Origin of the sequence: Mycolicibacter hiberniae, from assembly GCF_010729485.1 — a bacterium.
GTDB lineage: Bacteria > Actinomycetota > Actinomycetes > Mycobacteriales > Mycobacteriaceae > Mycobacterium > Mycobacterium hiberniae.
Window position 1 is genome coordinate 3,429,065 of record NZ_AP022609.1, and the last position, 14,298, is coordinate 3,443,362.

At 67.9% G+C, this 14,298-nt stretch carries 11 protein-coding genes; 8 read left to right on the top strand and 3 right to left on the bottom strand.

Annotated elements, in window-relative coordinates:
• Window positions 1-75: 75 nt before the first annotated feature.
• From G6N14_RS16225 to G6N14_RS16235, 3 genes are read right to left on the bottom strand one after another with little or no spacing between them, the layout of a single operon-like run.
• The gene (locus G6N14_RS16225) at window positions 76-837 is read right to left on the bottom strand and encodes an SDR family NAD(P)-dependent oxidoreductase (RefSeq protein WP_085134126.1); all 762 of its coding nucleotides are present in this window, start codon (window positions 835-837) and stop codon (window positions 76-78) included.
• Between the two features lie 29 nt (window positions 838-866).
• The gene (locus G6N14_RS16230; RefSeq protein ID WP_085134127.1) at window positions 867-1,892 is read right to left on the bottom strand and encodes a phosphotransferase family protein; all 1,026 of its coding nucleotides are present in this window, start codon (window positions 1,890-1,892) and stop codon (window positions 867-869) included.
• Entirely contained in the window at window positions 1,889-3,100 is a 1,212-nt protein-coding gene (locus tag G6N14_RS16235; RefSeq protein ID WP_085134128.1) for an acyl-CoA dehydrogenase family protein, read from the bottom strand. Before G6N14_RS16235 ends, G6N14_RS16230 begins: the two co-directional genes overlap by 4 nt.
• Before the next feature lie 155 nt (window positions 3,101-3,255).
• On the opposite strand from G6N14_RS16235, the gene G6N14_RS16240 reads away from it, so the two are divergent.
• From G6N14_RS16240 to G6N14_RS16275, 8 genes are all read left to right on the top strand, one after another.
• The gene (locus tag G6N14_RS16240; protein WP_109559690.1) at window positions 3,256-4,158 is read left to right on the top strand and encodes a type II toxin-antitoxin system RelB family anti-toxin; all 903 of its coding nucleotides are present in this window, start codon (window positions 3,256-3,258) and stop codon (window positions 4,156-4,158) included.
• A 3-nt stretch (window positions 4,159-4,161) separates the two neighbouring features.
• The gene (locus tag G6N14_RS16245) at window positions 4,162-7,770 is read left to right on the top strand and encodes a hydantoinase B/oxoprolinase family protein (protein ID WP_109559670.1); all 3,609 of its coding nucleotides are present in this window, start codon (window positions 4,162-4,164) and stop codon (window positions 7,768-7,770) included.
• A 75-nt stretch (window positions 7,771-7,845) separates the two neighbouring features.
• Window positions 7,846-8,787, top strand: coding sequence for an ABC transporter substrate-binding protein (locus G6N14_RS16250; protein WP_085134130.1), 942 nt, complete (start codon window positions 7,846-7,848; stop codon window positions 8,785-8,787).
• A 96-nt stretch (window positions 8,788-8,883) separates the two neighbouring features.
• Complete coding sequence (locus G6N14_RS16255; RefSeq protein ID WP_085134131.1) at window positions 8,884-9,534, top strand: 5-oxoprolinase subunit B family protein; 651 nt, start codon at window positions 8,884-8,886, stop codon at window positions 9,532-9,534.
• 34 nt (window positions 9,535-9,568) lie between these two features.
• The gene (locus G6N14_RS16260) at window positions 9,569-10,450 is read left to right on the top strand and encodes a 5-oxoprolinase/urea amidolyase family protein (protein ID WP_085134132.1); all 882 of its coding nucleotides are present in this window, start codon (window positions 9,569-9,571) and stop codon (window positions 10,448-10,450) included.
• 3 nt (window positions 10,451-10,453) lie between these two features.
• Window positions 10,454-11,008 carry a GNAT family N-acetyltransferase gene (locus tag G6N14_RS16265; protein ID WP_085134133.1) on the top strand — a complete coding sequence of 185 codons (555 nt, stop codon included), beginning with the start codon at window positions 10,454-10,456 and terminating at the stop codon, window positions 11,006-11,008.
• A gap of 442 nt (window positions 11,009-11,450) precedes the next feature.
• On the top strand, window positions 11,451-12,656 hold the full coding sequence (locus G6N14_RS16270; protein WP_085134134.1) for a sodium-dependent bicarbonate transport family permease: 1,206 nt from the start codon (window positions 11,451-11,453) through the stop codon (window positions 12,654-12,656).
• A gap of 238 nt (window positions 12,657-12,894) precedes the next feature.
• Entirely contained in the window at window positions 12,895-14,298 is a 1,404-nt protein-coding gene (locus tag G6N14_RS16275) for an MFS transporter (RefSeq protein WP_085134135.1), read from the top strand.

The window sequence follows — 14,298 nt, forward strand, 5'->3', positions numbered from 1 at the left end:
AACCTCAAGCCTTACAAGACACCACCTGTACCGCAGCAGATACACGCAACCGTAACGGCGATTGCACCCGCCGATTCAGTTGATGGTGAAGCCGCCGTCCACCGCGATGGTCTGTCCGGTGACGTAGCCGCCGGCATCGGAAGCCAGCCACAGCACCGAGGCCGCGAGCTCTTCGGGGTCTCCCATCCGGCCCAGCACGATTCGGTGCGCGACGCTTTCCAGGTAACCCGGGCGGTACTGCTCGGTCATCTCCGATTCGAAGAACCCCGGCGCGATCGCGTTGACCCGGATGCCCTTCCGGCTTCCCCACTGCTGCGCCAGGTCGCGCGTCAGACCGATCAGCCCGGCTTTGCTGGCGGCGTATGCCGCCTGCGGCAGGCCCGCCGTCGTCAGACCCAGGATGCTGGAGATGTTGACGATCGACGATCCCGGCTCCATCACCCGTCCGCAGGCCTGCGCAGCCCAGTAGGCCCCGTTGAGGTTGATGTCGATCACCTCACGGAACTGCTCCGGGGTTTCCCGGGTGGCCGGGTGCGCGGTGCCGATCCCGGCGTTGTTGATCAACACATCGACCCGGCCGAACCGCTCGATCGCGGCCTGGACCATTCTGGTCGCCGCCTCCGGGTCCGCGACATCGGTCGCGACCGGCAGTGCGGCGCGTCCGGTGGCGCTGACGAGATCGGCTGCCTCCGCGAGCTTCTCCACCCTCCGCGCCGCCAGCACCACATCCGCGCCGGCCTCGGCGAAGGCCCGGGCAAAATATACGCCGAGGCCCGAGGACGCCCCGGTCACCACGGCGACCTTGCCGTCCATGCGGAACTTGTCCAATACGCTCACGCGACTCACCTTTCTCGACTTCTCACGGGTTAGGGCAAAGCTTTCAGCGCCGCAGCGATGAATTCCGGCGTGGCCTGCGCTGCTGCACCGGCGTTCTGCACGTCCTTTGCGCCGTGCTGGGCTCGGTGGGTGATGCCTTCGGCGATCACCCCGATCTTGAAGTTCGCCAGGGCTAGGTAGAAATTCCAGTCGCTGAGGTCGCGGCCGGAGCGCCGTGCATACTCCTGCGCCAGCGCATCCGACGACGGCAGGCGCGTACTGGTCCACGCGGCGGGGTGACCGAAGACCCCGTCGAACGCCGGCGATCGATAGACGCACATCAGGGCGATATCGGTGAGCGGGTCACCGAGAGTGGACAGCTCCCAGTCCACGACCGCCCGGATGACGTCCGCCCGCTCGGGATCGCAGATCGTGTTGTCGATGCGGAAATCGCCGTGCACCACCGACGGTTGCGTCGCCTGGGGGATGGCCGCGGACAGCGCGGCGGCCAACTTGGCCACGTCGTTCGACAGTGCGCTGTCGTTGTGCGGCGTCTTGACCAGTTCCCACTGGCGGGCCCACAGCCGCACCTGGCGCTCCAGGAATCCATCCGGCCTGCCGAAGGACTCCAGCCCGACGGCGCGGTAGTCCACGGCGTGCAGGTCCACCAGCACCCGAACCAGCGCCGCGGCATTCGCCGCCAGCTCAGCGTCGGTGAGTGTGCTCAGATCGTCTTTGTGCCGGTAGACCCGACCCGTCACGAACTCCGTGACGGTCAACGGCGCGCCGCAGACCGTGCCCTCGGCGTCCAGGGCCACCGGCCGGGCGATCGGAACACCGGTGCCGTAGAGCTTTTCGGTCACCACGAACTCGCGGCCCACATCGTGCGCCGACGGGGTCAGGCCACCCAGCGGCGGGCGGCGAACGACCCACGCCGAGGATTCGTCGCTGACTTTGAAGGTGAGATTGGAGCGGCCGCCGGCGATCAGTTCGACGGTGAGTTCACCCTGAACCGGAACGCCGTTGTCGATGAGGTACTGCCGCAGGGCAACCGGATTCAGGGCATCGGCCGTCACTGCGAAGCATCCTTGAGCGCGCGACGGGCCGCCCCGACCCGCCGTTTGGCGATGGCCCAGCGGTGCACCTCCGAGGGACCGTCGTATACCCGGAACGGACGCACCTCGCGGGAGAGTCGCGCCGGGGGCAGATCTTCGGAGACGCCGAGCCCACCACACATCTGCACGCTGCGGTCGACGATCCGGAAGATCGCCTCGGCGGCGAACGTCTTGGCGATCGACGTCGCATCGCCGGCGGTGCTGCCCTGGTCCAGTTCCCAGCACGCGCGAACCAGCAACGCCCGGGTGGCGGCGATGTCGATCTCGTTGTCGGCCACCATCTGCTGGATCATGCCCAGGTCGGCGAGCGCCGATCCGAATGCCTGACGCTGCACCACGTGCGACAGCGCGGTGTCGTGACCCCGGCGCGCGGCGCCGAGCCACCGCATGACGTGCGTCATCCGCGCGGGCCCGAGCCGCACCTGGGCGTACTCGAATCCACGGTCCACCTCGCCGAGCACCGCTTCGTCGGGAACCCGGACATCCTCGAAGAACACTTCGCAGTGGCCGCCCACCATCGACCGGTCCAGCGTGGAGATGTGCCGGCCGACGGTCAGGCCCGGGGTGTCGGCGGGAACCAGGAACATGGTGGCGCCGCCACGCTGACCGGGTTCCCCGGAGGTGCGGGCCATGACGATGAAGAACCCGGCCCCGTCGGCACCGGTGATGAACCACTTGTGACCGGTGATGTACCAGTCCCCCGACCGGCGTTCAGCCCTGGTCGTCAGCGCGGCCGGGTCCGAGCCGGCGCCGGGCCCCGGCTCGGTCATCGCGAATGCCGAGCGCATCTCGCCGGCTGCCAGCGGCGCCAGGTAGCGAGCCTTCTGCTCGGGGCTGGCCACCTCCGCCAGCAGATGCACGTTGCCCTCATCGGGGGCCGCGATGTTCACCGCCGCCGGACCGAACAGGGAGTAACCGGCGGCCTCGAACACCGGCGCGCGGTCGGACATGTTCAAGCCCAGCCCGCCGTATTCCACCGGGGCGTGGGGGGCGAATACCCCGGCCTGCCGCGCGGCGGCCTGCAGTTCCTGTATCGCGGCGTCGCCGCCCGCGGCGGCGATGTCCCCGCCGAAGCGGTCCTCCACCGGCAGGACCACGTCTTCGACGAACGCCCGTGTCTTTTCGACGAGCTCCGACACTTCCGGCGAGTAGCTCAATTCGATCGCCATGTCACCCCATCACCACACTCGCATTGACCGACCGATCACTCGGCCCGAACACTACGGACTGTGGCACAAATGGCCGCTAACCGTCAAAAACATCTCCGAGCGGCGACTTTCGCTGCGGTATAGTTCAGAATTCCTGAACAAAATCGGAGGTGGCCGTGACCGAGGCGCAATCCGACTGTGGCACCGCGATCCGCGCCGCCCGACGGGCCCGGGGACTGACGGTCCGGGATCTGGCCCGACACCTGCGAGTCAGTCCGGCCACCGTCAGCGCTATCGAAAACGGCAAGACCGGGATCTCGGTGTCGCGGCTGCAGGAGTGCGCCGGCGCGTTGGACGTCACGCCCGCCCAGATCTTGGCCGGCACCGTCGGTGCACCGGTCCCCGGACCGCAGCACAGCCGGCCCGCGCACCTCGACCCAGAGAACCGCGACTGGCGATGCTTTCCACCCTTGGCCCACGACAGCGTCTTGGCGGCGGCCATCGACGCCTTCGTCGAGACGGGCTATCACGGCAGCACCATGCGAGACATCTCGGCGCGGGCAGGCATGAGTGTGCCCGGGATCTACCACCACTACCCGGACAAGCAGACCCTGTTGGTCGCGATACTGGATCTGACCATGACCGAACTGCACTGGCGGGTGAACGCCGCCCGTGCCGAAGCCGCTACCGGCCTGCAGGAGGTGCGACTGGTGGTGGAAGCCTTGGCGCTGTTCCACACCCACCGCCAGAAGCTGGCCTTCATCGGCGCCAGCGAGATGCGCAGCCTCACCGCGACGAACCGGCAACGGATCGCCGATTCCCGCAATCAGCTGCAGCACACACTTGACGGTGCCCTGGACCGCGCCGCGCGGGAGGGCGACATCGACGTCGACGACCGCCGGATGGCCGGCCGGGCGATCGCCACGATGTGCACCGCACTGCCGCAGTGGTTCAACGCCGACGGTCCGGCCACGCCGGAGGAGACCGCGCGCACCTACGCCGATTTCGCGGTCTCGCTGCTGACCAAGCCCCACGGTTCCCGAGTGGTTTGTCCACCGCTTCCCGAAGGCAGGAGATGACCCGTGCCGGGTAGCTGGCAGTTCTGGATCGACCGCGGCGGCACGTTCACCGACATCGTGGCGCGCCGGCCCGACGGGCGCCTACTCACCCACAAGCTGCTCTCGGAGAATCCGGGCCGGTACCGCGATGCAGCCGTGGCCGGAATCCGGGCCCTGCTGCAGATCGAGGGCGATGCACCGGTTCCGGCCGAGCAGATCGACACGGTGCGGATGGGCACGACGGTGGCGACCAACGCGCTGCTGGAGCGCGCCGGGGAACGCACTGTACTGGTCATCACCCGCGGTTTCGGCGACGCGCTGCGCATCGGCTATCAGAATCGGCCGCGGATCTTCGACCGGCACATCGTGACGGCCGAACAACTCTATGAACGCACGCTCGAGGTCGACGAACGTATCGCCGCCGACGGGACGGTGATGCGGCCCGCAGACCTGGATGCCCTTGCCCCACAGCTTGCCGCCGCTCACGCCGACGGCATCCGCGCGTGCGCGGTGGTCTGCCTGCACAGCTACCGCAATCCAGCGCACGAGAAGGCGATCGGCGACCTGGCCCGGGAGATCGGATTCACCCAGGTCTCGTTGTCGTGCGAAGTCAGTCCGCTACCGAAACTGATCCCCCGCGGGGACACCGCCGTCGTCGACGCCTATCTGTCCCCGGTACTGCGCCGCTACGTGCAGCAGGTGGCCGACCAGCTCGCCGGCGTGCGGCTGATGTTCATGCAGTCCAACGGCGGCCTGGCGGCGGCCGATCACTTCCGCGGGAAGGACGCGATCCTGTCCGGTCCGGCGGGTGGCATCGTCGGCATGGTCCGCATGTCGGCACTGGCGGGCTTTGACTCGGTCATCGGTTTCGACATGGGCGGAACCTCTACCGACGTTTCGCATTACACCGCTGCGGGCGGGTACGAGCGGGTGTTCAGCACGGAGGTCGCCGGTGTGCGGCTACGGGCACCGATGCTGCATATCCACACGGTCGCGGCCGGCGGCGGTTCGATCCTGCACTTCGACGGCAGCCGATATCGGGTGGGGCCGGAGTCTGCCGGCGCCGACCCCGGCCCCGCCTGCTACCGCCGCGGTGGTCCGTTGACCGTCACCGACGCCAACATCATGCTCGGGCGCATCCAGCCGGCTCATTTCCCGGCCGTGTTCGGACCCGGCGGCGACGAGCCGCTGGATTCGGCGACGGTGGCGCGGTCCTTCGCCGCCCTTGCCGAGGACATCCGTGCGGCCACCGGAGATGACCGCACCCCCGAGCAGGTCGCCGAAGGATTCCTGCGGATCGCCGTGTCGAACATGGCCAATGCGGTCAAGAAGATCTCCGTGGCCAAGGGCTATGACATCACCCGCTACGCCCTGACCACCTTCGGCGGTGCCGGGGGGCAGCACGCCTGCGCGGTAGCCGACGAGCTGGGCATCCGCACCGTCTTGGTGCCGCCGATGGCGGGCGTGCTCTCCGCATTGGGAATCGGCCTGGCCGACACCACGGTGATACGCGAACGCGCCATCGAGACCCAGCTGGACGCCGTCGCGCTGGCCGGGCTGCGCGAGGCAGCCGCCGACCTGGAGCGCCAAGCTCGCTCCGACCTCGCCGGCCAGGACGTCGCGGCGGAGCGAACGCGGGTGGCCCACCGCGTTCACCTGCGCTATCAGGGCACCGACACCTCGATCGCCGTCGAACTCGACAGCGTGGCCGCGATGACCAAGGCGTTCGAAGACATCCACCTCGGCATGTATTCGTTCCTCATGGAGCGCCCCCTGATCGCCGAAGCGGTCTCCGTCGAGGCAACCGGGCTCACCGAGCAGCCCGAATTGTTCGCGCGGCGCGATGCCGGCGCCTCCGGTGCCACCGGCGAGATGGTCCGCCTCTATACCGGCGGATCATGGCGCGACGCGCCTTTGTACCGGCGGGAAGCGATCTGCGACGTGGTGCTCGGACCGGCGATCATCGCCGAAGACAACGCCACCACCGTCGTCGACGACGGCTGGCAGGCGCAGTTGACCGCCGACGGCCAACTGGTGCTGCGACGACTGGCCGAGGCCACCGTGTCCGCGGCGGGAACCGCCGCCGATCCGGTTCTGCTGGAGATCTTCAACAACCTGTTCATGGCCATCGCCGAGCAGATGGGCGCCCGGTTGGCGGCCACGGCTCAGTCGGTGAACATCCGTGAGCGACTGGACTTCTCCTGCGCTCTGTTCGACGCCGAGGGCAATCTGGTGGCCAATGCTCCGCATATCCCGGTGCATCTGGGATCGATGGGCGCCACCGTCAAGGAGGTGATCGCCCGCCGGGCGCCGACCATGCGACCCGGGCAGGTCTATGCGGTCAACGACCCGTATCACGGCGGCACCCACCTGCCCGACGTCACCGTCGTCACCCCGGTCTACGCCGAGTCCGCGGGCCCCGGCGACCCGGTGCTGTTCTTCGTGGCCTCGCGTGGGCATCACGCCGAGATCGGCGGAATCACGCCGGGTTCCATGCCGGCCGACAGCACGTCGGTGGTGCAGGAGGGCGTCCTGTTCGACAACTGGCTGCTGGTCGACGACGGGCGCTTCCGCGAAGCTCAGACCCGCGACCTGCTCACCGGTGCGACGTACCCGTCGCGCAATCCGGATGCCAACCTCGCCGATCTGCGTGCACAGGTTGCCGCGAACCAGAAGGGCATTGACGAGATCCACGCCATGATCCGGCATTTCGGGCCGGAAGTGGTGCGGTCCTACATGGGTCACGTCCAGGACAATGCCGAGGAAGCGGTGCGCCGGGTGATCGACTCCTTACATGACGGCGCGTTTCGCTATGAGATGGACTCCGGCGCGACCATCGCCGTGCGCGTCACCCTGGACCGCGGGGCCCGCAGCGCCACCATCGATTTCGACGGAACGTCGGCCCAGTTGCCGACGAACTTCAATGCTCCGTCCTCGGTGGCCACCGCCGCCGCGCTTTATGTGTTCCGGACTCTGGTTGCCGACGACATTCCGCTCAATGACGGGTGCCTGCGTCCGTTGCACATCACGATTCCGCGCGGAACCTTCCTGTCCCCCGACTACCCGGCCGCTGTGGTCGCCGGCAATGTGGAGACCTCCCAAGCGATCACCGGCGCACTGCTGGCGGCGCTGAAGGTACAGGCCGAAGGCTCCGGCACCATGAACAACGTCACGTTCGGCAACGCCGGCCACCAGTACTACGAGACGCTCGGCAGCGGGTCCGGCGCGGGCGAGGGGTTCGACGGGGCCTCGGTGGTGCAGACCCATATGACCAACTCGCGTCTCACCGACCCCGAAATCCTCGAGATGCGATTGCCGGTGTGGGTTCGTGAGTTCTCGATCCGGCGCGGCAGCGGTGGGGCCGGACGATGGCACGGCGGAGACGGCGGCCTGCGCAGGATCGAATTCCGTGAGCCGATGACGGTCAGCGTGCTGTCCGGGCACCGCCGGGTCGCGCCCTACGGTATGGCCGGCGGCCAAACCGGCCAGTTGGGGCGCAACCGGATAGCCCACGGGGACGGCGCGGTGACGGAGTTGGCCGGCTGCGATTCCGCCGCTGTTCGCCCCGGCGACGTGCTGGAGATCGAAACACCGGGCGGCGGCGGGTACGGCGAACCCGGCGAAGACCGGTAGGGCCGACCGGCCGTGGCCGGCGCGGTGTGTGCATACACCTGGCCCGGCCCTGCCACCAGCGGTTAGTCTCACGCGATGGGAGACCAGAGCCGACGCGGTTTCTTGCGCATGAGCGGCGTTGCCGCCGCCGCGCTGCTGGCATCCTGCTCGTCCGGCGAGCGCGGCGGCGACGGCGAGGCCGGACCGGTCACCGTCACCCACATCTTCGGCCAGACCACTGTCGTCCAGCCGCCCCAGCGGGTGGTGTGCGCCGGCTACACCGGGCAGGACGACCTGCTGGCGCTCGGGGTGGTTCCGGTGGCGGTCACCGACTGGTTCGGCGAGCAGCCCTTCGCGGTCTGGCCCTGGGCGCGGCAGCAACTCGGGGACGCCAAGCCGGTTGTTCTGAGCTTGGACAACGGCATCGCGGTTTCGCAGATCGCGGACCTCAAGCCGGATCTGATCATCGCGACCAACGCCGGCGTGGACGCCGAGACCTATCAGAAGCTGTCGGCGATCGCGCCGACGGTGCCGCAGTCGGGCGGCGAGGCATTCTTCGAGCCGTGGAAGGTTCAGGCCGCCGCTATCGGCATGGCCGTCCACCGCAGCCAGCAGATGCAGGCTCTGATCGACGAGGTCGACACCGCGTTCACCGATGTCGCATCCGCCCACCCGGGTTTCAAAGACAAGAAGGTGCTGCTGCTGTCGGGGCGACTCGACCGCGGCAATGTCAGCGCCGCCACCGGATGGCGAACCGCCTTTCTCACCCAGATGGGTCTGAACGTCCCAGAGGTGCCCGCGGTGATCGAACGCGATCGGATCGGTTCGGTGCTCGGCGAAGCGGACGTTCTGATCTGGACCACCGAGAGCGAAGACGAGCGCGCGGCGTTACTGGCCGACCCCGTCATCGTCAGGTGCGAACCGCGCAGCGTTTTCACCACCAGGGACCAGGCCGGCGCGATAGCGTTCGCCTCCCCGCTCAGCTACCGGTTGGTCGCCGGGCAGCTGCCGGGGCTGATCGCGAAGATCACGGGATAGACCAAACTCTGCACGTTCGGTAAGGCCCCTCTGGCATACCCCGCAGAATTGTGTTCTGCATCACTATTCGATGCGAGACGGGGTTACCGTCAAGACATGAGCGTGGCATTGGATTCCACCACGATCGACACCGTCCTCAACTACGGCGACACCGCCCTGCTGCTGCAATGCGAGTCGACTGTCGATGTCCTCGCGTGGACCGCAGCACTTCGTTCCGCCGCCCTGCCCGGGGTGGTCGACGTCGTCCCGGCATCGCACACGGTGCTGGTGACGTTGGCCGCGCCCCGTCACCAGGCGGGCGTCCGACGCGCGCTGCGCCGAATAGAGGTCGACACCGCTGCCGTGCGGACCCGGGCGCCGCGCGGCAGGGCCGACGTGGTGATCGACGTCGTCTATGACGGGCCGGACCTGGCCGAGGTTGCCGAGCGCACCGGCCTGAGCGTCGCCCAGGTCATCAACGCCCATACCGCGACACCGTGGTTGGTGGGTTTCGGCGGATCCACGCCCGGTTTCGCCTACCTGCTCGGCGGCGACCCGCGACTTCAGGTGCCGCGCCGCCCGGAGTTGCGGGCCGCAGTTCCGGCCGGCGCGGTTGCGCTGGCGGGCCGATTCAGCGGCATCTATCCGCGTCAGTGGCCGGGTGGCTGGCAACTGATCGGCCATACCGACGCCGTGTTGTGGGACCTCGACCTTCCCGAACCGGCCTTGCTGACCCCGGGCCTGTCGGTGCAGTTCCGCGCCGCGTGACGGCCCACAAAGGGAAAGGACACCGCGAGTGGCCATGACAACCACCCTGGAGATTGTGCACACCGGCCCGCTGGCCCTGGTCGAGGATCTGGGACGGGCCGGGCTGGGGCACCTCGGCGTCAGCCCGTCCGGCGCTGCCGATCGTCGCTCGCATACCTTGGCCAACCGGTTGCTGGGCAATCCCGCCGACCGGGCCACCATCGAAGTGACGTACGGCGGGTTTTCCGCTCGAGTCCGCGGCGGCGACATCGACATCGCGGTGACCGGCGCCGACACCGGCCCCGAAGTTGACGGAGTCGCCTTCGGATCCAACAGCATTCAGCGGGTCCACGACGGTCAGGTGGTTTCGCTGGGCACACCGCAGTCGGGTCTGCGCAGCTACCTGGCGGTGCGGGGCGGCATTTCCGTGACCCCGGTGCTGGGTTCACGCAGTTATGACGTGATGAGCGAGATCGGCCCGGCGCCGCTGCACGACGGCGATGTACTGGCGATCGGGGAACGGACCGGCCACTTCCCCGAGATCGACCAAGCGCCGGTGGCCAGCATTGCACGTGATGCGGTCGAGTTACGGGTGGCCCCGGGGCCCCGCGACGACTGGTTCGTCGACCCCGACATCATGGTGCGCACCAACTGGCTGGTGAGCAACCGTAGCGACCGGGTCGGCATGCGACTGGTGGGGATGCCGCTGGAATACCGTTGGCCGGGTAGGCAATTGCCTGCAGAAGGTGCGACCCGGGGTGCGATTCAGATCCTGCCGAACGGCTTTCCGATAATCCTGGGGCCCGACCACCCGGTGACCGGCGCCTACCCGGTGGTCGGGGTCGTGGTCGATGAGGATGTGGACACGCTGGGCCAGGTCAGGCCCGGCCAGACGGTGCGGATGCAATGGTCGCGGCCCCGTCAGCGCACGGCCTGACAGGTGCCCGGCCAGGTACATACCGCACGCCTGATCCACACCAGCGATCTGGATCCCGCGACGCGCCTCGGCGCCCATCGGCTGGTCGCCGAGGCCTCCGGAGGCGCACTCTCTGATGCCGACTGGCAGCACGCGCTCGGCGGCATGCACGCCCTGATCTGGCACCACGGCGTCCTGATCGCCCACGGTTCGGTGATTCGGCGGCAGTTGCTCTATCGCGGCAGCTCGCTGCGATGCGGCTACGTCGAAGCCGTCACCGTTCACCCGGACCACCAGGGCAAGGGACTGGGGACCGCGGTGCTGGCCGCCTGCGAGCAGGTGATCCGCGGCGCCTTCGAACTCGGAGCCCTCAGTTCGCCGGGCTTCAGCCGGCGGCTCTACACCGCGCGCGGATGGTTGCTGTGGCACGGACCGACGGCCACGCTGTCCCCGACCGGAACCCGGCGCACCCCGGAAGCGGACGGCACCGTGTTCGTCATGCCGGTCGGACCCGAAATGGATGCCGCCGACCCGACCGCAGAGCTGGCGTGCGACTGGCGCGACGGCAAGCTCTGGTAGCCACGCGGTTAACGAACGGTTGACATCAGGTAGACCCAGTGAAAACGGAACGGTTGCCGGGTGCGACCCGCCCGGCCCCTGCCGCAAACCTAAGAACCAGCCGTACCGCGGAGCAACTACTCAGATTCACCGTTAACTTAATGATTCGTCATTCTCACCTTCGCGGCCGTCCCCCGGCGCACACGGCAGCCCCGGGCTAACCCCACCGATCGTTTCACAGGGCTCTGAGCTGTGTATTCGGGGCGAATCAGGCGGAGTCAAACCCAGCCGCACCCGGAGCGAACGCCTCGAGCCCCGGCGCGGCGACGCGCCCCTTTCTGCCACTTGCCTGCCAATCCCCGCCGGAGCCCGGCTTCGGGGCGACGCGGGTCAAATGTCGCCCTATGGTTTGACGGTCACGGCTTCCCCGGCCGGAACGGACCCCCTTCGGAAAGACACCCGCATGCTGTACGAGTTCTGGCACAACTTCACCCACAACTTGTTCAGACCGCTGCTGCTTTTCTTCTACATGGGGTTCCTCATCCCGCTGCTGAGGATCCAGTTCGAGTTCCCCTATGTGCTCTACCAAGGCCTGACGTTGTATTTGCTGCTGGCCATCGGTTGGCGCGGCGGCGAAGAGCTGGCGACCATCGACGCATCGAGCATCGGGGGCGTCCTGGGCTTCATCGTGCTGGGCTTCGCGACCAACCTGCTGATCGGGTTCGCCGCCTACTGGCTGCTCTCCCGGATGACCAAGATGAGACGTATCGACCGTGCCACCGTGGCCGGGTACTACGGGTCGGACTCAGCGGGCACCTTCGCCACCTGCCTGGGCGTACTGGTCACGCTGGACATCGCGGTCGACGCCTTCATGCCGGTGATGCTGGCCGTCATGGAGATCCCGGGCTGCATCGTGGCATTGGTCCTGGTGGCCCGACTGCGCGCCCGCGGAATGGACGCACAGGGCACCATGGCCGACGAGCCCGGCTACAACCCGAGGGCCAGCCGTCGGCTGGTCGCCGCCGCCGTGGGCGACGCGCACACGGCGACGCGGCACGGATCGGACTCCCCGAGCCATCCCGCCCACGAGCGCGAGCACAGCCCGCCGCACGAGACCGCGCCGGCCGCTTCGCCACCGCCGAATGCGGCGCTGCTGCGGGAGGTGCTGCTCAACCCAGGGCTCTACCTGCTGTTCGGCGGCATCCTCATCGGCCTTGTCAGCCGTCTGCAGGGGGCCTCGGTCATCGCCGACGGCGACCACGTCTTCGTCGCCCCATTCCAGGGAATCCTGTGTATCTTCCTGCTCGAGATGGGCATGACGGCGTCGCGCAAGCTCAAAGACCTACGAGCCGCCGGGCGCGGTCTGATCGCCTTCGGTCTGCTGGCCCCCAATCTCTTTGCGCTGGGCGGCATTCTCATCATCCACACTTACTCACAAGTCACCGGAACCCATTTCGAGGCCGGTAGCTATGTGTTGTTCGCAGTGCTGTGCGGAGCGGCGTCCTACATCGCGGTTCCGGCGGTGCAGCGCATGGCAATCCCCGAGGCCAGCCCAACACTTCCCCTGGCCGCGTCGCTGGGCTTGACGTTCTCCTACAACGTGACCATCGGCATTCCGCTGTATCTGCAACTCGCGAAGTCGATCAACGCCTGGTTTCCAGTCAGCTGACAGCACGTTCCAACCCAACACAAGGGTTCGGTTCGCATCCGATCCACCAGGTGAAATGCGCGTGAAATACGCTGTGCGAACGGCTAATACGTGACCTACCCCACTCGTTTTCGGCCCGAGCCACCGCATTTTCAGGTTGCGCTGCGTCACTTGCCAGATCAGATCGGTAGCTTCGCAGACTGTCCATCGTGCTGCGAGGTATATCGCATAACGGTGGGCCTGAGCCCGAGGAGATCGCATGGCGCACGGCCACATCAGCAATTTCGATCCGGAGGACTGCGCGGCCTGGGAGGCCGGCAACGCCGCCGTCGCGCGCCGCAACCTGATCTGGTCCACGGCCACCACGCATGTCGCATTCTCCATCTGGTCGCTGTGGTCGGTGGTGGTGCTGTTCATGCCCGAGTCGGTCTATGGCATCAAGCCCGCCGACAAGTTGCTGCTGGCCGCGGTCGCCACGCTGGTTGGCGGCTGCGTCCGCATCCCGTATGTCCAGGCGAACGCGAAGTTCGGCGGCCGGAACTGGGCGGTAGCGTCCTCGCTGGTCCTGCTGGTCCCGACCCTCGGCACCCTGGCGTTGCTCCTGCATCCCGGTCAACCGCTGTGGATGCACGTGGTCTGCGCGGCTTTGACCGGCCTGGGCGGCGGCAACTATGCGGCGTCGCTGGCCAATGTGGACGCCTTCTATCCGCAGCGCCTCAAGGGAGTCGCCCTCGGCCTGTGCGGCGGCATCGGCAACCTCGGGGTGGCCGCCATCCAGCTGGTCGGGCTGCTGGTCCTGGCCACCTTCGGTAACACCAGGCCGGAGCTGGTCTGCTCGGTGTATCTGGTCCTGTTGGCCGTGATCGGCACCTGCGCAGCGCTGTGGATGGACAACCTCGATCACGGCAGGGAAGAGGTCGGCAGTATCCGGTCGATCCTGTCCGTCCCGGACAGTTGGGTCGTCTCGGCGTTGTACTGCGCCGCATTCGGATCGTTCATCGGCTTTGCGTTCGCGTTCGCCCAGGTATTGCACGTCACCTTCGAGAAGGCCGGCCACAGCCCCGCCCAGGCTGCGCTGTACGCCGCGCGGATAGCCTTCCTGGGCCCGCTGTTAGGCGCCCTGGCCCGCATCTACGGCGGTCGGGTGGCTGACCGGCGGGGCGGTGGGCGCGTGACCCTGGTGGTGTTCGCCGGCATGATCCTGGCCTCTGCAGTGCTGGTGGCGACCAGCACCGCCGACGACCACGACAGCCGCGCCACCACCTCGACGATCGTGGCCTACACGGCCGCGTTCATGGTGCTGTTCGTCCTGGCAGGCATGGGCAATGGGTCGGTGCTGAAGATGATCCCGTCGATCTTCGAGGCGCGCAGTCGTTCCCTGGCGGCCAGCGAATCCGACCGCCGGCACTGGGCACGCTCGCACTCGGGCGCACTGATCGGGTTCGCCACCGCCGTCGGCGCGCTCGGCGGAGTCGCCATCAACCTGACCTTGCGACAGGCCTACGCGAGCACCGGAACCGAGACGCCGGCGTTCTGGGTCTTCCTGGTGTCGTATTGCCTTGCCGCGGGCCTCACCTGGGCCCGGTACGTCCGGCGTCCGCCGCGCACCCCGGGCTCGCGAATCTCCCGCGCTACGGTGGGCACCGAGAAGCTCTCTGCATGA